Source organism: Niastella sp. OAS944 (genome assembly GCA_024809215.1).
Lineage (GTDB): Bacteria > Bacteroidota > Bacteroidia > Chitinophagales > Chitinophagaceae > Niastella.
In genome coordinates this window covers 468,235-488,989 of sequence record JANUBW010000006.1, presented here as the reverse complement: position 1 = coordinate 488,989, position 20,755 = coordinate 468,235, and the positions used below count along the sequence as shown (strand labels likewise).

The window sequence follows — 20,755 nt, the reverse complement described above, 5'->3', positions numbered from 1 at the left end:
TCAATTAGCCAAACATCCGCCGCTTCGTCTCTCACCACGAGGCGGTTTTTGTTTTTAGGTAATTGTCTAGTTCATTATTACTTCAACCGTTTTCCCTTCCACATTAAAATCGGCCACACCGGTTGTTTTAAGCAATTGTAACAGCAGGCCCAGGTTTACATTGCGCGATATGGTACCACTTATATGTTTATTGGTGGCGCCTTTATAAACCACATTCACATTATACCAGTCGGCCACCTGGTTCATTACACTATGTATATCGGCCGTTTCACCAAAGCTGAATTTGCCGTTCTTCCAGGCTACCGCTTGTTCCAAGTCTGGTGAATGGTCAATGGTCAATGGTGAATGGCCCACCGCCATTACAGCCTGCTCGCCTGGTCTTAGGACAACTGAACGCTCTGCATTATTTGCCGATTGCTCCCGCTTTGAGGCGGGACCGATTGCCGATTGACTCACTTTTACCGATCCTTCCAACAGGGTAACCCGCCGGGCATTTTCATAGGCATAAGCGTTTACGTTGAAGTGAGTACCAAGCACCGTTACATTTGTGCCATTTGCTGTTACCACAAAAGGCATTTTTTTATTATGAGTAACTTCAAAGTAGGCCTCGCCGGTTATTTCCACTCTTCTTTCTGTGCCGGTGAAGCTGGCTGGGTACGTGATCGATGAAACCGCATTCAGCCATACCTTACTACCATCGGGCAAAACCAGTTGGTATTGTCCGCCACGCGGGGTGGCTAGCGTGTTAAAAGCAAGTGGTGAGTGGTGAGTGGTGAGTGGGCCGCCCGAATTTTGAGTCTGTGCGTAAATCAGCTCTCCGTTCTTCGTTTTTTTAATTTGTGAATTGCCTTGTTGCGCAATGGCTCCATTGGCCGCACTGTCAAGTACGATCACCGAGCCATCGCCCAGGGTAAGGGTTGCCTTATTGCCACCAGGTAATATATTGGCAGCCGGTCCTAATGAAGCAACCGTTTCTTTCTTTACCGGTTTTAGCCAGCTATAGTACGCCACACTACCCATTAATAACAGTATGGCGGCAGCTGCTGTTATCTTAACCCAGCTTCGCCGTAAGAAATGTACCCGGTGAACGGGCCCCTGTGGTTTAACGGCTATCTTTTCAAAGATCAGGGTGTTCAAACGCGCTTTTCTTTCCGCTGTTTCGGTACCCTCAAACTCATCATCCATAAAGCTGCGTTCAAGCTCCGCTTCCAGCATAGCCTGGTATTCGGGCTTTTCCAATAGCATGGCAAACGTTGATTGGTTTTCATGGCTGAGCCGGCCAGTTATATACTGGTCTAACAGCTCTTTAAAGGCTTGTTCATTCATTCGTAAAAATTAGGATCATTAATAAAGACGCGGTACGCAGCTTGCCGGGACAGGGTAAAATGAAAATATTTTTAAAATAGCCAAACAATCAGCAACAGCCCGGGGTAACGTAAATATTCGCGCAGGAAATTGAGGGCCTGAACCAGGTGAAACTTCACCGTTCTTTTTGAAATACCCAACCGTTCGCCTATTTCGGCATGGCTCAGGTTTTCCATGCGGCTTAATGTAAATACCGCCTTCTGTTGCGGCGGCAGGCGATCTAACCCGTTTATAAGATGGCGATAGGTTTCTTTATACTCAACCTGGGTATCGGGCAGTAATAAGGTGCCGGGGATATCTTCTTCGTCATTATTGGAAATGGTATCCATCACTTTCTTTCTAATGGCCGATACAAGATGGTTGCGGCCGAGGATAAAAAGATAGTTCTTAAAATCTTTCACTTCGGGCAACCGGTGCCGGTTCGCCCATACTTTTACAAATATATCCTGGGTAATTTCTTCGGCCTCTTCGTAACTCTTTACAAACGTAAGCGCATGAGAAAACACTTTGTTCCGGTACAAATTCACCAACCGGGAAAAAGCCTCTTCATTGCCGGCAGCTACGCCAATAAGCAATTCTTTTTCTGTATGTGACGGGTTTTGGTTCAATAACTATTATAAAATAAAGACAACTATCACAGTACAAACATAAATAAAAGGTTATTCAATAAAGCAATTATTCGATCAGTGAACAATTTACCCTTCTTTGAACATGAGTGGTTGGTTCAAGAATGCATTTTAAAATTGAGCAGATAGTGCTATTATTGGAACTAAATTCTAAATATGCGGTCGCTTTTATTCGCCATGGTGGGCGGTTTGGTTTTATGGAGTTGTAATTCGGAAGATACAGATGCTGAATTTGGCTCAGCAGTGCCCGCCGGTACACCAGCCATTCAGTTTAGCGAGGAAAATTACTTCCTTCACGATAATTCACTGTACACCGAAGGGCTGTTGATGCACAACGGCCAGTTATTTGAAAGTACGGGTTCACCCGATACCAGCCGCAAATCACTTATTGGCATCAGCGATCTGAAAACCGGTAAATTCACTAAAAAGGTGCAATTGACAGATACAAGCTTTTTTGGCGAGGGCATCGTTTTCTTTAAAGACAAATTGTACCAGCTTACCTATAAGAACAAAACCGGGTTTATTTATGACGCCAACACCTTTAAACGCACCGGTGAGTTTACGTATACCAATAAAGAAGGCTGGGGACTTACTACCGATGGTACAAATTTGATCATGAGCGATGGTACCGATACCTTAACCTGGTTAAACCCCAATACGCTGAAACCCGTTAAAAGATTACCGGTAACAGAGAACGGCGCACGGCGCGACAGCCTGAATGAGCTTGAATACATCAAAGGATACATTTATGCCAACGTATGGGTAACAGATCATATAGTGAAAATAAACCCGGCCGATGGTAAAGTGGTGGGCAAACTCGATTGCAGTGCACTGGCCATGAAAGCTGCTATGGCAAAACCCAATTGTGGCGAAATGAATGGCATTGCGTACGACAGTACCAGCGGCGCCCTATATGTAACCGGCAAACACTGGCCTCACATTTACCAGATAAAACTTAAGCAGGAATGATCACTTTTTCGCCCAGGAACTTTGGCTTTTTACCCAGCAGGTAATCGACAAACACTTTTACCCGCGCAAATTTTTCGCGCATTTGAGTAACAAAGCCATAATGAGCGCTTACATCTTTCGCGTTAAAGGCAATAGCTGTAATGCCTTCTTTACGCGCCATATACAATGCCCGTTCGTTATGGAACTGTTGTGAAATAATGGTCACCGAATCCTGGCCGAAGATCTCCTTCAGGCGAACCATAGAATCAAATGTTCTGAACCCGGCATAATCGAGGAAGATCACAGTAGAATCGATACCGGCAGCTATAAGATCGGCACGCATATCTTCGGGCTCGCTGTATTCCTTGCGGCTATTGTCGCCACTGATAACAAGGTATTTTATTTTTCCTTCTTTCAACAATTGCGTAGCAGCTTCAATGCGATAGTTATAATACAGGTTGCCATAACCAGAGTGCAGCTTTTTAGAAGTGCCAAGCAGTAAACCCACTTTATTAAACGGAATTGTTTTGGCATCGGTAAACAACTTACCCTTTGCAGTTTTATTGATAATATAGTTACAGGCAATAACGGTTATTAGGCAAATGGGGATAAGCGCTAACAGGCTAAACCAAAGGATCTTTCTTTTACGCATGGGGTGAAATTACATTATTTGTAGTTGTCGTCATATTACAATCAGGCGTTAAGTGTTTGTATAACAATAAGCAACATCACATTAAAAGAGCTTTAAAAGCACCCATGATGGGGTTATCGTTCATTAAAAATACCTTTCTTTTGTGGATTTTTTTACCCGACATCCTGTGGAATGTAGATTGTACGAATATAAGCTATGTTAATACAAGGGACCGCAGGCAGGGTCAATAACATAGACCAAAAATACCTGTAGCTAACAGGGATTCCAAGCTCAAATAATAATTATTTTTTATAAACACAGGAATTGTTCATATGATTCAGCCCCGTAGTTTTTTGCTCGTTGATGATGACATTGACGACATTATTATTTTCCAGGAAACCCTGCGGAAAGTGGATGATAAAATTCAGCTCTTTTACGTGCATGACGGAAAAGACGCAATTGACTTTTTGAGTGGAAGCAAAGGTCATTTACCAAGTCTTATTTTTTTAGATATCAATATGCCCCGTATGGATGGCAAGGAGTGTTTGAGACATCTGAAAAATGATGAAAGATTAAAACAGGTGCCCGTGCTTATGTATACTACCTCATCGCAGTCGACAGATATTGAAGAAACGATGATGACGGGGGCGATGGCCTTTATCACCAAGCCCTGGGGCATTAATGAACTAAACACATTATTAACGGCCATTGCAAAAACACCTGTTGCAAAACTGCCGGCAGCTTTACAATCACTTCAAAAAAACATCAGCTGTTTTATCGTTTGTTAGAACATTTTGAATTGCTATGATCCTTATCGTTGATGATAAATATGAGAATCTGTTTTCTTTAAAATCATTACTACAATTATACGCTTATGAAACCGACACAGCCGCTTCGGGCGAAGAAGCACTGAAAAAGATCTTAAAGAATGAATATTCCGTAATAATCCTCGATGTGCAAATGCCCGACATGGATGGCTATGAAGTAGCGGAAGCCATTTCGGGTCTTAACAAAACAAAGGATATACCCATCATCTTCCTTTCGGCAGTAAACATCGACAAACGTTTTATTGCCAAAGGATACGATTCGGGCGGCGTTGAATACCTCACCAAACCATTCGACAATGAGCTGTTGCTGATGAAAGTAAAAACCTTTCACCGGCTGTATACGCAACGGCAGGAGTTGAAACAGGTAGAAGAAGCATTGCGCCGGGAAATTGAGATCAGAAAAAGATCGCAACAGGAAGTAGAGCAGATCAATTCGCTGCTGGAGTTTAAAGTAGAGGAACGCACCAGGGACCTGTTGCAACTAAACAAAGACCTGGAGAACAGGAACGCAGAACTGGCGCAATATGCGTACCTGGCCTCGCACGACCTGCAGGAACCACTGCGTAAGATCATCACCTTTATAAAGATCATAGAAGAAAAATACCTGAAAGACATTCCCGAAGCAAAACTCGAAATGTCGAAAGTGATCACCTCTTCAGAAAGGATGAGAAATTTGATCAACGCATTATTAAGTTACTCAAAACTATCTGCCGTTTCGCTTTATACCCTGGTAAATTTAAATGATGTAGTAAAAGACACGCTGGCCGATCTGGAAATAACCATAAAAGAAAAACAGGCCGTCATTAATGTAAGCCAGCTTCCCGAGCTGGAAGCCATTCCCGGGCAAATGCGGCAAATGTTTCAGAACCTGTTAAGCAATGCGCTGAAGTTCTCAAAAACCGATACCCGCCCCATTATAAATATATCAAGCGAGCCAGTGAACGAACTATTGCTGGAAGCTGTGCCCGATAAAAATGGAACATATGTACGCATCGATATTTCGGACAATGGCATTGGCCTCGATGAATCGTATATAGATAAGATCTTCGTGATCTTTCAACGTTTGCATGGAAAAACACAATATGAAGGCACTGGTATTGGCCTGGCTATTGTAAAAAAGATCATAGAAAAACACAATGGCATTATTGGCGTGAAAAGCAAAGAGGGCGAAGGCGCCACCTTCACCATTGTGCTACCGGTTAAACAAAGCAACAATACAACTGGCGTTTCAATAAATTAAAACATTTGGAATAAGATGAATGCTTTTAAGCGTAATCTCATCATTGGTTATGGTATTACTTTGTTACTGCTCGTTATAAGTGCTGTAGCGTCATATATCAGCATTACCAATTTGCTCAGCAGCGCCGAACTGGTAAATCATACCAACGAGGTGCAGAAAAAAGTGGAAAAGGTAATAGCCAGCCTGGTAGATGCAGAAACCGGTCAGCGCGGTTTTCTGATAACCGGCCAGCCCCAGTTCCTCGATCCCTTCAATAACGCCATGGAGCGCACCACCCTGCTGTTAAATGATGTAAAAAACCTTACTACAGATAATATTCTGCAACAACGCGATTGCGATCTGCTGAAAAGCCAGGCCCTTACCCGTTTGAATTTCCTGGGTGAACTGGTAAAGAAAAAAAAGAATAATGAGATCATCCCCGACAGCTTACTGGTAGTTGGTAAAGAGCATATGGATAGTGTGCGGGTAATTGTTAAACGTATTCAGGACCGGGAAGAAGGTTTGTTAAAAATAAGAACACAAAACCTGAACCGTTTTGCTACCAGCACTCCTACACTCATTATTGCAGCCTGCCTGCTGGGCATACTGGTAACCATTATCTCGTTTATGCGGGTGCTAAGCGATCATAATAAAAGAGACGCGCTGCAGAAAGAATTACTGGAAAAAGACGAACAGATCTCGCGCCGCATTGAGCTTATAAATGACATTGCAACGGAAATATCCGGCGGTAATTACGATGTGCAGGTAGAAGACACCGGTAGTGATGCGCTGGCCGGTATTGCCGGTTCACTTAACAGAATGACGCAATCGTTACACGTATCATTTAACCACCTGAAAGATCAGCAATGGTTGCAAACCGGGGTTGCGCAACTGAACGAGATCATGATCGGCAAAAAAGAACTGGAAGTGCTTAGCTACCATGTTATAGAGTTTGTGACCAGTTACACCGGTTCTATACAAGGCGCATTTTACCTTCGCTCAGATGAGGAAGAATTGAAATTTGCCGCCGGTATTGCCGTGAACCAACTGGCAAAAGAACGAATTCATTTTGGCGAAGGCATAGCGGGTCAGTGCGCAAAATCGGGCCGCCAGGTATACCTGGAAAATGTTCCCGAATCGCAAATACTGGTTGACTTTACAGGAGGATTAATAAAACCCGCTTCACTGCTGGCTATACCCATATTTCATGAAAGCAAACTGAAAGGTGTAATAGAGATCGCTGCACTTGATGCATACACCCAGGTAAAGCTCGACTTTTTACGTTTGGCCGGTTATAACATAGGCATGGCCATACACAGCGCCCGCGATCATCAGCGCCTGCATGAGCTGTTGGCTGAAACACAAGCCCAATCGGAAGAATTACAGGCACAACATACCGAACTGGAAAATATAAACGCCGAACTGGAAGCACAGGCCGAGAAATTACAAACCAGCGAGGAAGAGTTGCGGGTACAACAGGAAGAACTGCAACACGCCAACCAGGAACTGGAAGAAAGAAGCCGCCTGCTGGAAGAAAAGAATGAACTGATACTGGAAAGAAACCTCGAAATACAGGCCCGCGCCGAAGAGCTGGCCCAAAGCACCAGATACAAATCGGAGTTTCTGGCCAACATGAGCCACGAACTGCGTACACCGCTCAATTCAATTTTATTATTATCGCGGTTGCTTACCGAAAACCATACCAGCAATTTAAACAGCGAACAAATTGAGTATGCCAACGTAATTCAAAGCTCGGGCAAAGGATTGCTTACACTGATAGATGAAATACTCGACCTGTCGAAGATAGAGGCCGGTAAAATGGAGCTGGAGTACACCGATATTCGCATACCCGAACTGGCAAAAGAACTGCAATCACTGTTTCAACCGCTGGCAACAGAAAAGGGAATAGAATTCACTGTTGAGCAGGAGAACGACCTGCCACTTTCTATTGAAACCGATCGCTTACGACTGAATCAGATATTACGAAACCTGTTATCAAACGCATTAAAGTTTACCAAAAAAGGTTCCGTAAAAATGAACATTCAAAAGAAGGATGGCGATCTCTGGTTCACCGTTAAGGATACCGGCATTGGTATTCCCGAAGAAAAACAGGCCATCATCTTTGAAGCGTTTCAACAGGCAGATGGCAGTACACGCAGGCAATATGGCGGCACGGGGCTGGGACTTTCCATTAGCCGCAAACTGGCCCAATTGCTTAATGGTGAAATTATACTTACCAGCGAAACCGGTAAGGGAAGCGAGTTTAGCCTTATACTTCCTGCGGTAAAAAATAATAAGATCCAACAACCAAATGCTACAAACGATACCATACCTGCCAGGGAGCAGGCGGAAAAGCCAGCTATTACCATGCCCTTGCGCGATAGCGAGTTCCTGTCACCCGTTATTCCCTCCCCTGTTGAAGACGACCGCGGCAGCATAGAAGCTGGTGATAAAGTGATATTGATAATAGAAGATGATACCGCATTTGCAAAATCATTACTCGATTATACCCGCGCCAAAGGTTACAAAGGTATTGTAGCCGTGCGGGGCGATGAAGGCATTGCGCTGGCCAAACAATACATTCCACTAGGTATTTTACTCGATCTGCAATTACCGGTGCTTAGCGGCTGGCAGGTTATGGATGAATTGAAATCAGATGTAAATACCCGTCCTATTCCGGTGCATATTATGTCGGCCTACCAGGCAAAGACCAAGAGCCTTTCGAAAGGTGCCGTTGACTTCATTAACAAACCGGTAGCGTTTGAGAAGCTGGGCGAAATGTTCTCGAAGATAGAAAGCGCATTGAACCGTCATCCGAAAAAAGTATTGATCGTTGAAGAGAATACACAACACGCCAAAGCGCTGGCATTTTTCCTCAGCAATCACCAGGTAGCGTCTGAAATAAAAGACACGGTAGAAGAAGGAATAAAATCGCTTAACAAACAGGAAGTAGATTGTGTAATACTCGACATGGGCATTCCTGCTCAACGCTCATACGACACATTAGAAGAAGTGAAAAAAACGCCGGGGCTCGAAGAAGTGCCCATCATTATCTTTACCGGCAAGAACCTGTCGCAAAACGAAGAAGTAAAAATAAAACAGTATGCCGATTCAATAGTGGTGAAAACAGCCCACTCGTACCAACGCATACTCGATGAGGTTTCGCTGTTCCTGCATCTTGTTGAAGAAAACCAAACCGAAAGCCGTTCGTATCGCCGTACCCGTAAAGTAGAAACCGGCGAAGTATTGAAAGGCAAAACGGTGCTGGTAGTTGATGATGATGTACGTAACATATTTTCATTGAGCAAATCGCTTGAAAGCTATGGCATGAACGTTATTAGCGCCATAGATGGCAAAGAAGCGTTGCGCCAGCTGGAAGCCCATGCAAAGATCGACATGGTGTTAATGGATATGATGATGCCCGAACTGGACGGTTATGAAACCACCAAACAACTGCGCACTATGCCCAGGTTCCGTAACCTGCCGGTGATAGCAGTTACCGCAAAAGCCATGACGGGCGACCGGGAAAAATGTATTGCGGCAGGCGCATCTGATTATATTACCAAACCCGTTGATGTTGACCAGCTCATATCCCTGTTGCGTGTTTGGCTTTATCAATAACTTTAACCAATGATCAAAGAGCACGAGCTGGACCTGCTTATTGCCACCCTGTTTGAGCTATATGGCTATGATTTTGGCAATTACGCAAAGGCTTCATTAAAAAGAAGAGTGAACCGGGTAATGGTTATAGACCGCATTCCCAGTTTTGCAGAATTGTTATATAAAGTAAAGAGCGACGCAGGGTACTTCAATCATCTTGTACAGCAACTTACAGTAAATGTAACCGAAATGTTCCGCGACCCGATGGTCTTTAAGGCCATCAGGGAACAGATACTTCCAGTGCTGGCCACTCACCCGTTTATAAGGATCTGGCATGCCGGTTGCTCAACAGGCGAAGAAGTGTACTCTATGGCCATTATGCTGGAAGAAGCCAACCTGTTGCACAAATCATTGCTATACGCTACCGACCTCAACCCTGCTGTAATAGAAAATATAAACCTGGGTATTTTTCCGCTGTCGCAAATGAAACAGTATTCCGAGAACTATATTGCTGCCGGCGGTAAAAAAGATTTCTCAACTTATTATACCGCCAAATACGAATGGGCCAAATTTGATGACCGCTTTCGAACCAAAATGGTGGTGGCTACACACAACCTGGCCTCAGACAGATCGTTCAACGAATTCCAGATCATCATTTGCCGCAATGTGCTTATATACTTCGATAAAGTACTTCAGGATAAAGTGCTCACCTTGTTCGATAACAGCCTCGAAAAACTGGGCTATCTGATACTGGGCTCAAAAGAAAGCCTGCGCTTTTCAGCCGTAGCATCTAAATATACCCCGTTTGCGCAAAAGGAAAAGATCTGGCGTAAAATGGACCGTTAACATTACATGGTTGTTTTCTCCGGCGTTTGTGATCTTTGCTCAAGCATGGGACAATACTTATTTATAACCGCATATATTTCTTCCAGCTTGAAAGGTTTTGAAATATAATCGTTCATGCCCGATTCCAAACAGCGTTCTTTATCTTCCTTCATGGCATCGGCCGTTAACGCAACAACAGGTACATGTCGGTGATGCGTAGGTAAATTTCTAATATTCTCAGTTGCCATAAAGCCATCTACCTCCGGCATATTGATATCCATAAAGATCAGGGCCGGGTTATGCTCCAATAGCATATCTACCGCTTCGTTCCCATCACCGGCCGTTATAACCTCTGCACCCATTTTTCGCAACACTTCAGAGATCAGGAACAGGTTCACCGGCTCATCTTCCACTACCAGTATTTTTGTTGTAGCCGAAAACTCCTGAATGGCAGGAATATGTTCCTTGTGATCGCCGGCCCTGGCTTTGTTAAAGCTAGCAGCCAGCAGCTTGTTCAGATCATTCAACTTCACTGGTTTCGACAGGAACTTATCAATACCAATACTTTCCGCCTCATGCTGAAACACGGTTTTCTCCAACGACGATAACATTAAGATAAAAGGTTCAGTACGCCCTTTCAATAGCACCTTTATTTCTTTCACCAGGGTTATGCCATCCATTACCGGCATTTGGTGATCGGTAATAATGAGATCGTATGGCTCATTTTTATCAATAGCTTCCGCTATCAATAACAGGGCTTCGGGCCCGTTGGTACAAACTTTACAAGGTATTTGCAGGTGATCGAAAATACCCCGCATCAGTTTGCAGTTGGTTTCATTGTCATCTATGATCAACACTTCGCGTAACAATGGCTTCGATTCAAACGCAACCTGCGATGCTTCATTCATTACCTGCAGCGACAGGCTGAACGAAAATGAACTACCTACTACCGGTTCGCTTTCCACGCTTAATGCGCCACCCATAAGATCTACCAGGCTTTTTGAAATGGTTAACCCTAAACCCGTACCGCCATACTTGCGGGTGGTTGAATTATCGGCCTGGGTAAAACTTTCAAAAATAGCATCGAGCTTATCCCTTGCAATACCGATACCGGTATCTTTTACCGTAATACTTACATCAGTATAAGTAAGATCGTTCTTTATATACTTTGTGCCCGATTGCAAATGCACCACTACTTCGCCCTGGTTAGTAAATTTTACCGCATTGCCCATCAGGTTTGTCAATACCTGTTTTATGCGAATAGGGTCGCCCAGCAACTGTGACGGCAACAACGGGTCAACATAACAAACCAGCTCAAGACCCTTTTCCTCTGCTTTTATTGAAATAAGGTCAACGGTATCTTCTACCAGCTCTGCCAGGTTAAAAGGCACTTCATCTATCAACAGCTTACCCGCTTCAATTTTAGAGAAGTCGAGAATGTCATTGATAATATTCAACAGGCTGTAGGCCGACTTACTTACATTTCTTAAATACTCACGCTGCCCTTTTTGCAGATCGGTTGTAAGCACCAGATCGGTAAACCCAATAATACCATTCATGGGCGTACGCAGCTCATGGCTCATATTGGCCATAAATTCGCTTTTTGCTTTGCTGGCGGCTTCGGCATTGTCCTTTGCCACTATCAGTTGTTTTTCCATGCGAATACGCCCGATGGCTGTACCCATGGTAACGGCAAATGATTTAAGAATAGAGAATTCGGTTTCCGTCCACACCCGCTCATAATTATTGCTTAAAGCAATAAAGCCCCAAAACTGGTCCATTACAAAAACAGGCAATGCAGCTACCGACTTAATGTTCCTGCTTTCGAATAACTGACGCAAATCGTCATCATCCACATCCCTGGTAAGGCGCGAGAACACCTCATTATTGCCAAGTGCTTTTATGGCGTTGGGCATATGCCGGGTATCGTAATAAAAAGGCGATTTAAATTCAACTTCATCGGTAGTTTGCAACCAGCGCATAAACGAATCGGCATACAACTTATTTTCTCCATCATCAACACGAATGGTGTAGATGTTTATACCATCGGCATTGATGCCTTTACCCAATGAACGCATAGCCTTTTCAATGGCCTTATTGGGATCATTATTACTTATGAGCTCATGCGTAGCTTCAGCAACAGTTTGTAAAAGATGGTCTTTCTTTTGCAGACGCCAGTTGGCAGCCAGCAATTCCTTTTCGCTGGTCTTCAGGTTGTCGCGCATGGCAATAAGCGCCTTGCCCAATGTATCTTCTTCGCTCAATGGGTCAAAAGGCATATTAAAATTGCGCATACCTATTTCATGTGCAAACAGGCTGGTGACCTGTAATTTCTCCGACAGGTTGTTCACCGCCACCATCATTTCACCTATTTCATTATCGGCATTCTTATAGTTGAGTTTACTGGTTATACCCTTGCCCAGGTCGTTCACTATGTTGCGTATGCGGGCTATGGGCTCAATGATCTTTTTTGAAAAATACAGGGAAAGCAGAAAGCCGATCATTACAATGCACACGGATAATACTATAATAAACGCCCGCAAATTGTACCGCGACTCTGCCAGTTTTTTATTCTGCTGCGCCAGGTACATTTCGCCCATGGCATGAATATCATTAAGCGAATGCATAATAGCCGCAGATTGCGGCAGTACCTCGTCTTCTATCTTTCTTTCAGCTTCCAGTTTGGTCACAGGGTCGTCATAGTCACTAAACTTTTGCAGGGCGCTCATGATCTCCTTTTCAACAACAAGTAATTGTTCAAAACGAACAAACACCTTTTGCAGGCTGTCATTGATCTTTTTCTGCCCCCAGTTGCTGGTATAACTGGCTATCGTTTTCTTTATATCATAATATTCCGTTTCATGGATCTTTTTCAGCTGCGTTTTATCTTCCTGGCCCGATCGCAGGAACACCCAGTTACTGGTGTACATTTTCGACTTCAACAACACTGTATTGAGGTCTTCGATACTTTGCAGCCCAGGCAGTACTACATTCGATATTTTTTCAGAATGTTTATGGTTCCTGATAAGTGTAACGATGGTAATAAACCCGTTTATTATAAATATGCCGCCCAAAAACCAGAAACTAAAAGCTATTCTTTGTTTGATACTTAATTTCATAGGATCTTTCAATAGGATTTATGGCAACTTGTAACTAAAACCGCCCATCAGCATAAGCGGCACTTTATCGGTATAATAAAACTCACGGACAGTTTGATTCAATAGGTTCCTGCCGGCACAGAATAACATAAGCCCTTTAACCGGTTCATACGATACATTTGCATTCAGAATAAATTTCCCTGCTATCCTGTCGGTACCCTGTACTGAATTATTCAATAGAATTCCGGAAATATGATGATACTCCTGTTTGGTAAAGAAATAGGTGCTGAGATTTACATTCAGTTTTCTGGCTAATTTATAATCAACTGTTGCGCCTCCATATAATGCAGGTGTGCTATTAAGTACGCTGCTGTTACCAATACCTGAATAAATATCGGTTGCACCGGGTACCACGTTTGGCATAAGATCAGAAGCCACGAAATCTTTTATGATCGTTTGCTGCCAGGTTACAAACGGTTTTATCTTCAACTTGCGAACATCAATTGTAACAGACACCGTAACACCCGTTTGATTTAATTGCATGGGTAAATTGGTGGTCATAATAGGCGACATGTTCACCGTATCGGCGCCATAGATGATATCATAAGGATTGTGATAAACCTGTAAACTATAGTTATGTGAATGAATACGGAACAATTCTGCATCAACACTTACATGACGGCTAATTTCACTGCGATATCCCAGTTCGATCATTTTTGCAGTAAGTAATTTCAGGTCTTTGTTACCAATTATGGCCATTGATTCCCAGCGGTTAACTCCTGTTGGAATTGTATAAAAGGCCTGGGCCACATAGGTATTGTAAACAGTTGATGAGCGTGGCGCGCTTGAGAACACCGCCCTTACCAGGTTATTCTTGTTCAGCTTAAAGGTGGCAGCCAGCTGGTACGACAAATACGCCGTATCGGGATAATTGAATTTGCTTATAGCCAATCCGCCCACCAGCCTCAGTGCATTATTGAACAGTTTGTATTCACTGCGCAGGTAAGCCGTTGCTGTGGTGATCAGTCCGCGGGCATTGAACAAACCGTTCTTAAGCATTGTATCGGCATACTTTCCGTCATCATAAACCGCACTTTGATAGCTGAAGCCAGGTTTTATTGAAAGAGTTCTTTTTATATAATTGTATTCAACATTCCCATGAAAGATGCTGAAATCATATTTATTACCAGGCGTAAACTCAACGTTTTGTGTACCGCTGTTGTGCGACAGCTGAATGGAGAAATCTTTTATGTTCCCACGCAGGTCGGCATACCGGGTATCTGATTGTACAAATGACAGTGGTGTAAACCCGTTCTCAACAGAAACCCGTTGAGATATGGAGTGTTGCATACCGGTAGAAAGACTGAGTTTATCTTTCGCCGACAGACGATAATTCACAAATAAATTACCGGCAAGTTTCTCCATCGAGGTATTGTGATGGGGATAATGGGTCTGCAGGTCTTTTACCGTATCGGTTGTCATTTTGATCATATAGTCAGGATGCTCAAACCATTGATCCCTGTAATATTCATAGTAGCCAGATTGCGAGCGGTCGCGATGCTGGTAGTTACCAGAGGCGATAATGCTAACCTTGTTAAACTTATATCCAACTGAAGCATTGTTGAGGTAAGTATGATTAGTGCCCTGGCGATTGTTTACCGTTGCATACCAGCCCCGTTTATCAAGGTCCTTTGTAATGATATTGATAACGCCGTTCACCGCATTAGGCCCATATAAAGCCGCCGCGGGGCCGCGCACTACTTCTATCCTTTCTACATCGTTCATGCCAATGGGCAGGGTTTCCCAAAAGGTGCCGCCATGCAGGTAACTGTATATGGGGTGATTGTCGATCATTACCAGCGTAGTGGTATTGGAGGTAAGCGAAAAAGAGGCATAGGGCGGAACATTATCCATACCCCGCAAATGAATATCGTAATTGCCATTGCTTTGTTCCCGAACGATAAAGCCCGGCACCAGGCGCAATGCCTCCATAATAGAGGTGGCGCCGCTTTTCATGATATCCTCCTTCATAATTACTGAGGCCGACAATGGCGCATCGAACAACGACTCGGCCGATTTGGATGCCGAAACGATCTTTACATTCAACAGGTCCTTCAGGCTCATGCCATCATAGGTGTTATGGAAAGCAGTATCGGCCTGCCCCCTGGCAGTTATTATTAAACAACTTACAGCAATAGATACCGAAAATAATTTCCGGCTTACAGATTGTATCATGGTTTTGTTAAACTCTTTATTTTACTATAATACCCAGGCTCAAAAGTTCCGAAGCAATGTCGAGGCTGCGACTTTCAATATTGGTTTTATTGATCTCCAGCTTCAGCCGATCATCGACCAGCACAAAATTGATACAGGCCCCTTTGCGCGATAACCCTTCCGATTCGGTAACAAGCAGTGTAGGTGTATTGGCCGTAGTGGCGGCTATGCGTTTAATATTACTGCTCGATTCGTCGGCAACAAAAAGTATATGGCAATTGTAGAGTGAGGCGTTTGTTGAGAATCTTTTGACAACGATGGGCTGCCCGGCCGCAGATCTTTTAGAGGTGAAATTCTTCAGCTCGTCGTATAAAGGCGTATCCCCAACTACACCAATTACAAACTCGCCCGTTTTTCTGTCGTCGGGCCAGTTGATGTATTTGGTAAAGTGGTAAATTATATTGGCGTGAACGGCGTAGGCATTTTGCGCCCAGGCCTCGTACAGGTGAGAGAACAATAGAATGGTAACTATTATTATTGCTTTATAACGCCGTTTAACAAGTCGCTTTTGTTTATGCCTATCCGCATAATTTAATGACAAGGTTGTTGGCCCCTCATGTGCATAATGGTTGTTCATAGTACTGGACTTGGATATTTGACTGCCGGTATCCCCACTGGCAGGCTGTGCATTTTGAAATATGTCGCAATTACGTTTATAACAGCTGCAAGTGCCTGAGCAGGAATGAACTTAATTGTAATTATAAACAAATAACATATAAGAAATTTAAGGTATACACTTAGATGTTACCTTCCTAAAAAGATCGATGTTTATGGGGGGAGATTTTTAAATTTGCATATTATGTACAAACTTGTAATACTGTTTTGCCTCATTCAGGCTACTGACAAATGATAAAAAAAGTATTCATCCTCATTTTCTTCCTTATTGCAGTTACATTGCTGGCCTATATTTTACAACCAGTTAAAACAGGTAAAGGCAATGATACCACCCAATATGAACTTGTAAAGAACTGGCCTGCGCTGCCGCGAGAACTACTTTTGGGCAACCCCACCGGCATAGACCTAGACACTAATGAGAACATAGTTGTTTTTCATAGGGCAAACAGGAAATGGCCATTACTAGGGCCTATGCCTTCCGAAACAATAAAGACCAAAACGATATTGATCATTGACAGAAATACAGGAAAACTATTGAACAGCTGGGGTGACAGTCTTTTTATAATGCCGCATGGGCTTGCGGTAGATAAAGAGAATAACATTTGGGTAACAGATGTTGGCCTTCACCAGGTATTCAAGTTCAGTCATGAAGGGCAGCTGTTGATGAAACTTGGAGAAGCAAAAGTTTCGGGGAACGACAGCTCGCATTTTAATAAACCCACAGACGTAGCCGTTGCACGTGATGGCTTCTTTTATGTTAGCGACGGCTATGGCAATAACAGAGTAATAAAATTTTCGTCAACCGGTAGATACCTGTTTCAATGGGGTAAGAAAGGAAACGGCGAAGGCGAATTTGATCTACCACATGGTATTTGTTTGAACGAAAAAGGCAATGTATATGTGGCCGACCGCGAAAACAACCGCATACAGCAGTTTGATTCAAACGGAAACTTTATAAAACAAATAACCGACCCCTCCTTTGGAAACATTTGTGCAGTAAGTTTAAACAAGACAAAATTATATGCGGTTGATGATTTTTCCTTTTTGAAACTAAAGCACCGGGGATCAGACGTATTTATTTTCAATACAGGCGGTGATATTCAAACGAGATTTGGCAGAAGTGGTAATTACAAGGGCAATACCTGCTGGTACCACGATTTGGCCATAGATACCGAAGAAAACATTTACACTTGCGATATACTGGGTAATACCTTACAAAAATTTAGTAAGGTACCAGAACATTGATCTATTTTTGTCTATATGCAACCAACAAACGTAACAATACTCTATCGCCCGGTAGGACCGCAGGAACTGGTATTGATTGAACAATCAGGCTGGAAGGAATTTCCACCCCGGCTGCCGGAGCAGCCTATTTTTTATCCTGTAATGAATGAAGAATACGCCATTCAAATATCAAGAGATTGGAATGTACCTGCATACGGCGCTGGCTATGTAACAAAATTTGCAGTCAACAGCGACTATTTAAGTAAGTTCGAGATCCAAAACGTAGGTGGTGAAATACACGATGAACTATGGGTGCCTGCCGAAGAAATGGATGAGTTCAACAGTAATATAGTGGGGTTGATTGAGATTACTAAGGAGTTTAAATAGAAGCCATGAATTTAAAAGCACTTTTCACGTTTACGCTTATCTTGATAGCAGGGAGCGCCAGTATGCGCTTTTCAACCGGCCGGCAAGACAGCGACTTATTTGTAACTTATAACGTCGATGTAAAGAAAAGTGATCTGAGATTATATTGGAAAAACGACAAAAACGAACTGTTCAACAGTCTTGGCAACTTGAAAACCTGGGTTGAAAGCAAAAACAAGAAGCTGCTTTTTGCCATGAATGGCGGCATGTATATATGGAAGACCGCAGTCCCTTAGGGCTTTATATAGAAAATACAAAACAGTTAAGGCAATTGAACACGGCCCGGGGAAGTGGCAACTTTTACCTGCAACCCAATGGCGTGTTTTACATTACTACCGATAACAAGGCCGTAATTTGTAAAACCAGTGACTTTAAGAAAAGCAGTAAAACAAAATACGCCACCCAATCTGGCCCATTGCTTATTGTAGATGGCGCCATTAATTCAGTTTTTACAAAAGGCTCTTCTAATACGAACGTAAGGAACGGCGTTGGTATTTTACCCAATGGTGAAGTGGTATTCGCCATGTCGAAAGACAATGTCAACTTCTACGATTTCGCCAAATACTTTCAGGATATGGGTTGTAAATATGCCCTCTATCTCGATGGTTTTGTTTCCCGTACTTACTGTCCTGAAAAGAACTGGACACAAACCGATGGCGACTTTGGGGTGATCATTGGAGTGACGAAATAGAGATCCAACCTCTAATGCGTCCAGATCATACCCTGCGGATTGATATTCCAGTGATATTTTTGCGCCTCGCCAAATGAGGCAAAATCCATTCGTTCACCGAGAATAATTTCCTTATACGCCTGAAACATTTGGCGGGCGGCAATCATTGGTTGCATACGCCCTACGCCGGTACAAAGACCGGGAATGGCAACCGATGATATGCGATCATCGCCTTTTGCCTTTATCAAAATGGCCTTCATGGCCAGATAGGCATTTACCGAAGTATCTATATTGAAATTGGTGGGTATACGCATAGTTGGGGCCGAAATAAGCAAGCGCACCATTTTATCACCCGTTTCCAGCACCATAGCCTGCCCTACCAGCAATTCACCTTCCGGCAGGTCTTTGATCATTTGTTGAAGCTGTTTTTCAAGGTCCCACCCAAATCTTTCTGATAGCGCATAGTCGAGCCCGCCATCCATAAACCCAAATGAATTGGCCGGACTAACAATAGCATCACACGCCACCGTTGTAATGTCGCCTTCCAGTATTACAACATCCTTTTCTTCGGAAAAAAATTGACGCCAGGCCTCAACCAGTTTGGCTTCCAGCCCACACAGAATGATCTTCATACAAACGAGATAATTAGTTTAACACCTAAGGCGATCAGCGCCGGCAGCGCCTGTATAAAAAATATCTTTTTACTGGCAGTAATGGCGCCATACACTCCGGCAACAATAACGCAACTTAGAAAGAAGATAGCCACATTATTACTCCAGGCCTTATCAGTTATAAAAAACGACCAAATAAGACCTGCGGCCAGAAAGCCATTATATAAACCCTGATTGGCTGCCAACGTTTTGGTGGGCGCAAATAACTCCGGACGCAATGAACCCTTAAATGCTTTTTTGCCCATTGTTTCCCAGGCAAACATTTCGAGGTACAAAATAAATAAATGCTCAAGGGCAACTACGCCCACCAAAATGTTAGCTAATACTTCCATATTTAAAAGGTTTCGTCAACCAGTTCTTTATTGATGAACGCGCCCGCTAAATTACCTGCTGAAACTGCCAGTGCAACCGATCGCATCATATTTATATTATCGCCGGCGGCAAAAACGCCAGGCACCGTTGTTTTGTAAAAATTATCTACCGAAAGATACCCCTGTTCATTTAACGCACAGCCCAATTGCATCGGAATATCGCAATGCTGTACAAAAGGCAGCTTCGAATATACAGCTTTCATTGGCATGGCGCTGCCATCTTTAAACAATACTTGGTTTATATAACCGTTTGTATGATCAAATGCAGCAATCTCCTTCTCTACAATGGAAATATTGTGCTTCGCCAACTTTTCGGTTTGCTCAGGCGTTAAGGTCGATTTACCATTAGTGAAAAGGGTGAGCTCTTTCGTCCAGTTATTAATGAGTTTGGTATATTCATACCCAAGGTCTCCATTAGTTATGACACCGGTTTTTTCATGTCTTACTTCATAACCATGACAATACGGACAATGTATTGCCGTAATACCCCAACAGGCGGCAAAACCGTCAATTGCGGGCATCTGGTCCTTAATACCGGTTGCAAATAATATTTTCTTTGCTGAGAATGCTTCGCCGGCAGCAGTTTTTACTTCAAAACCATCGTTGAGTTTGGTAGCCGACACAGCAATTCCCTGTAAGAATGACACGGTATCATATTTCGACACCTGTTCTTTGGCCTGCAGGGAAATCGCTTTTGGCGTATTGCCGTCGTGCGTAATAAAATTGTGCGAATGCGGGGTTTGCCGGTTACAGGGTTCGCCCCCATCGATGATCAGGGTTTTTCGTAAACTCCTGCCCAATGCCATGGCGGCCGACAAGCCTGCATAGCTGCCGCCTACAATGATCACATCGTATTGCTTTTCCATATATGTCTTTTTTCGTCTGAAGTAATGAAGCAAATGTAAGGAATGTTTTACATTTGCAACAATGTTGCATGCAATTGCAAGTACAATAAGACATACCAATAAACTTCCATGTTTGCGGTTTTAATTGGCTCTTGGATCTTGGGATTTAGATTTTCGTATACGCGTTATGTTACTGAAATCGTAAATCAATTTCCTGATCGCGTAAGCAAGTTTTTGCCGCCAACACTTTTCTTTGCACTTCAATTTTTTTTCTCCTTCCATTGTAACAATTAGTATTTGATATTCAATTAATGGCCTGTGATGAAGAGGTAAGTGAACAAAACTGTTACAAACCTTTTCCAACTTTTTACCTGTTTATCGTACCTGCGCTGTAACGGAAGGAGAACCAGACACAGCGCAGTGCCTAAACAGGTTCTTTTTATTGATACTATACGATTCCCTGCCAGTACAACAAGTCACTTTAAATAAAATCGACATACTATAGCACTTTGCATTTAAT

The 20,755-nt window shown here is 43.2% G+C and carries 18 protein-coding genes; 9 read left to right on the top strand and 9 right to left on the bottom strand.

The window, feature by feature from the left end; translation table 11 throughout:
- Window positions 1–66 precede the first annotated feature (66 nt).
- Both GGD38_RS24420 and GGD38_RS24415 read right to left on the bottom strand, forming a co-directional pair.
- Window positions 67–1,326 (bottom strand): FecR domain-containing protein, encoded by a 1,260-nt coding sequence (locus GGD38_RS24420; protein ID WP_375301516.1) that lies wholly within the window; start codon window positions 1,324–1,326, stop codon window positions 67–69.
- A gap of 71 nt (window positions 1,327–1,397) precedes the next feature.
- Window positions 1,398–1,973 carry an RNA polymerase sigma factor gene (locus GGD38_RS24415; protein WP_375301517.1) on the bottom strand — a complete coding sequence of 192 codons (576 nt, stop codon included), beginning with the start codon at window positions 1,971–1,973 and terminating at the stop codon, window positions 1,398–1,400.
- A 174-nt stretch (window positions 1,974–2,147) separates the two neighbouring features.
- Between GGD38_RS24415 and GGD38_RS24410 the strand changes: the two genes are divergently transcribed.
- Entirely contained in the window at window positions 2,148–2,960 is an 813-nt protein-coding gene (locus tag GGD38_RS24410; protein ID WP_375301518.1) for a glutaminyl-peptide cyclotransferase, read from the top strand.
- Here GGD38_RS24410 and GGD38_RS24405 read toward each other — a convergent pair.
- Window positions 2,947–3,591 carry a vancomycin high temperature exclusion protein gene (locus GGD38_RS24405; RefSeq protein ID WP_375301519.1) on the bottom strand — a complete coding sequence of 215 codons (645 nt, stop codon included), beginning with the start codon at window positions 3,589–3,591 and terminating at the stop codon, window positions 2,947–2,949. The genes GGD38_RS24410 and GGD38_RS24405 overlap by 14 nt on opposite strands.
- A gap of 311 nt (window positions 3,592–3,902) precedes the next feature.
- Between GGD38_RS24405 and GGD38_RS24400 the strand changes: the two genes are divergently transcribed.
- The 4 genes from GGD38_RS24400 to GGD38_RS24385 are packed head-to-tail and all read left to right on the top strand — an operon-like array spanning window position 3,903 to window position 10,062.
- Entirely contained in the window at window positions 3,903–4,358 is a 456-nt protein-coding gene (locus GGD38_RS24400) for a response regulator (RefSeq protein ID WP_375301520.1), read from the top strand.
- Between the two features lie 16 nt (window positions 4,359–4,374).
- Window positions 4,375–5,637 carry a response regulator gene (locus GGD38_RS24395; RefSeq protein WP_375301521.1) on the top strand — a complete coding sequence of 421 codons (1,263 nt, stop codon included), beginning with the start codon at window positions 4,375–4,377 and terminating at the stop codon, window positions 5,635–5,637.
- 15 nt (window positions 5,638–5,652) lie between these two features.
- A complete protein-coding gene (locus GGD38_RS24390) occupies window positions 5,653–9,237 on the top strand; it encodes a response regulator (RefSeq protein WP_375301522.1) in 3,585 nt (1,194 codons plus the stop codon).
- Between the two features lie 9 nt (window positions 9,238–9,246).
- Window positions 9,247–10,062 (top strand): CheR family methyltransferase, encoded by an 816-nt coding sequence (locus GGD38_RS24385; protein ID WP_375301523.1) that lies wholly within the window; start codon window positions 9,247–9,249, stop codon window positions 10,060–10,062.
- Window positions 10,063–10,064: 2 nt separating this feature from the next.
- Here GGD38_RS24385 and GGD38_RS24380 read toward each other — a convergent pair whose 3' ends face one another.
- Genes GGD38_RS24380 through GGD38_RS24370 form a run of 3 tightly spaced genes read right to left on the bottom strand, consistent with a single transcriptional unit; the run spans window position 10,065 to window position 15,990 of the window.
- Entirely contained in the window at window positions 10,065–13,160 is a 3,096-nt protein-coding gene (locus tag GGD38_RS24380; protein ID WP_375303897.1) for a response regulator, read from the bottom strand.
- A gap of 18 nt (window positions 13,161–13,178) precedes the next feature.
- Complete coding sequence (locus GGD38_RS24375) at window positions 13,179–15,374, bottom strand: TonB-dependent receptor plug domain-containing protein (RefSeq protein ID WP_375301526.1); 2,196 nt, start codon at window positions 15,372–15,374, stop codon at window positions 13,179–13,181.
- Window positions 15,375–15,390: 16 nt separating this feature from the next.
- A complete protein-coding gene (locus GGD38_RS24370) occupies window positions 15,391–15,990 on the bottom strand; it encodes a YfiR family protein (RefSeq protein WP_375301527.1) in 600 nt (199 codons plus the stop codon).
- Window positions 15,991–16,259: 269 nt separating this feature from the next.
- Between GGD38_RS24370 and GGD38_RS24365 the strand changes: the two genes are divergently transcribed.
- The 4 genes from GGD38_RS24365 to GGD38_RS24350 are packed head-to-tail and all read left to right on the top strand — an operon-like array spanning window position 16,260 to window position 18,369.
- On the top strand, window positions 16,260–17,273 hold the full coding sequence (locus GGD38_RS24365) for a peptidyl-alpha-hydroxyglycine alpha-amidating lyase family protein (protein WP_375301528.1): 1,014 nt from the start codon (window positions 16,260–16,262) through the stop codon (window positions 17,271–17,273).
- Window positions 17,274–17,288: 15 nt separating this feature from the next.
- Window positions 17,289–17,639, top strand: coding sequence for an ADP-ribosylation/crystallin J1 (locus tag GGD38_RS24360; protein ID WP_375301529.1), 351 nt, complete (start codon window positions 17,289–17,291; stop codon window positions 17,637–17,639).
- 5 nt (window positions 17,640–17,644) lie between these two features.
- Window positions 17,645–17,914, top strand: coding sequence for a hypothetical protein (locus GGD38_RS24355; RefSeq protein ID WP_375301530.1), 270 nt, complete (start codon window positions 17,645–17,647; stop codon window positions 17,912–17,914).
- Window positions 17,893–18,369, top strand: a complete 477-nt coding sequence (locus tag GGD38_RS24350; RefSeq protein WP_375303896.1) for a phosphodiester glycosidase family protein — start codon at window positions 17,893–17,895, stop codon at window positions 18,367–18,369. The genes GGD38_RS24355 and GGD38_RS24350 overlap by 22 nt, the downstream gene beginning before the upstream one ends.
- A gap of 11 nt (window positions 18,370–18,380) precedes the next feature.
- On the opposite strand, the gene GGD38_RS24345 is transcribed toward GGD38_RS24350, so the two are convergent.
- From GGD38_RS24345 to GGD38_RS24335, 3 genes are read right to left on the bottom strand one after another with little or no spacing between them, the layout of a single operon-like run.
- A complete protein-coding gene (locus GGD38_RS24345; RefSeq protein ID WP_375301532.1) occupies window positions 18,381–18,980 on the bottom strand; it encodes a macro domain-containing protein in 600 nt (199 codons plus the stop codon).
- A complete protein-coding gene (locus tag GGD38_RS24340; protein WP_375301533.1) occupies window positions 18,977–19,351 on the bottom strand; it encodes a DUF1304 domain-containing protein in 375 nt (124 codons plus the stop codon). The genes GGD38_RS24345 and GGD38_RS24340 overlap by 4 nt, the downstream gene beginning before the upstream one ends.
- A gap of 2 nt (window positions 19,352–19,353) precedes the next feature.
- The gene (locus GGD38_RS24335) at window positions 19,354–20,256 is read right to left on the bottom strand and encodes an NAD(P)/FAD-dependent oxidoreductase (RefSeq protein WP_375301534.1); all 903 of its coding nucleotides are present in this window, start codon (window positions 20,254–20,256) and stop codon (window positions 19,354–19,356) included.
- Window positions 20,257–20,755 lie beyond the last annotated feature (499 nt).

What these genes read in the sequence shown, in the direction of transcription:
- GGD38_RS24365 (WP_375301528.1), top strand. Translation starts at nt 16,260, where the DNA reads ATGATAAAAAAAGTATTCATCCTCATTTTCTTCCTTATTGCAGTTACA.
- GGD38_RS24345 (WP_375301532.1), bottom strand. Translation starts at nt 18,980, where the DNA reads ATGAAGATCATTCTGTGTGGGCTGGAAGCCAAACTGGTTGAGGCCTGG.
- GGD38_RS24390 (WP_375301522.1), top strand. Translation starts at nt 5,653, where the DNA reads ATGAATGCTTTTAAGCGTAATCTCATCATTGGTTATGGTATTACTTTG.
- GGD38_RS24400 (WP_375301520.1), top strand. Translation starts at nt 3,903, where the DNA reads ATGATTCAGCCCCGTAGTTTTTTGCTCGTTGATGATGACATTGACGAC.
- GGD38_RS24395 (WP_375301521.1), top strand. Translation starts at nt 4,375, where the DNA reads ATGATCCTTATCGTTGATGATAAATATGAGAATCTGTTTTCTTTAAAA.
- GGD38_RS24375 (WP_375301526.1), bottom strand. Translation starts at nt 15,374, where the DNA reads ATGATACAATCTGTAAGCCGGAAATTATTTTCGGTATCTATTGCTGTA.
- GGD38_RS24340 (WP_375301533.1), bottom strand. Translation starts at nt 19,351, where the DNA reads ATGGAAGTATTAGCTAACATTTTGGTGGGCGTAGTTGCCCTTGAGCAT.
- GGD38_RS24410 (WP_375301518.1), top strand. Translation starts at nt 2,148, where the DNA reads ATGCGGTCGCTTTTATTCGCCATGGTGGGCGGTTTGGTTTTATGGAGT.
- GGD38_RS24370 (WP_375301527.1), bottom strand. Translation starts at nt 15,990, where the DNA reads ATGAACAACCATTATGCACATGAGGGGCCAACAACCTTGTCATTAAAT.
- GGD38_RS24355 (WP_375301530.1), top strand. Translation starts at nt 17,645, where the DNA reads ATGAATTTAAAAGCACTTTTCACGTTTACGCTTATCTTGATAGCAGGG.
- GGD38_RS24405 (WP_375301519.1), bottom strand. Translation starts at nt 3,591, where the DNA reads ATGCGTAAAAGAAAGATCCTTTGGTTTAGCCTGTTAGCGCTTATCCCC.
- GGD38_RS24420 (WP_375301516.1), bottom strand. Translation starts at nt 1,326, where the DNA reads ATGAATGAACAAGCCTTTAAAGAGCTGTTAGACCAGTATATAACTGGC.
- GGD38_RS24350 (WP_375303896.1), top strand. Translation starts at nt 17,893, where the DNA reads ATGGAAGACCGCAGTCCCTTAGGGCTTTATATAGAAAATACAAAACAG.
- GGD38_RS24360 (WP_375301529.1), top strand. Translation starts at nt 17,289, where the DNA reads ATGCAACCAACAAACGTAACAATACTCTATCGCCCGGTAGGACCGCAG.
- GGD38_RS24335 (WP_375301534.1), bottom strand. Translation starts at nt 20,256, where the DNA reads ATGGAAAAGCAATACGATGTGATCATTGTAGGCGGCAGCTATGCAGGC.
- GGD38_RS24385 (WP_375301523.1), top strand. Translation starts at nt 9,247, where the DNA reads ATGATCAAAGAGCACGAGCTGGACCTGCTTATTGCCACCCTGTTTGAG.
- GGD38_RS24380 (WP_375303897.1), bottom strand. Translation starts at nt 13,160, where the DNA reads ATGAAATTAAGTATCAAACAAAGAATAGCTTTTAGTTTCTGGTTTTTG.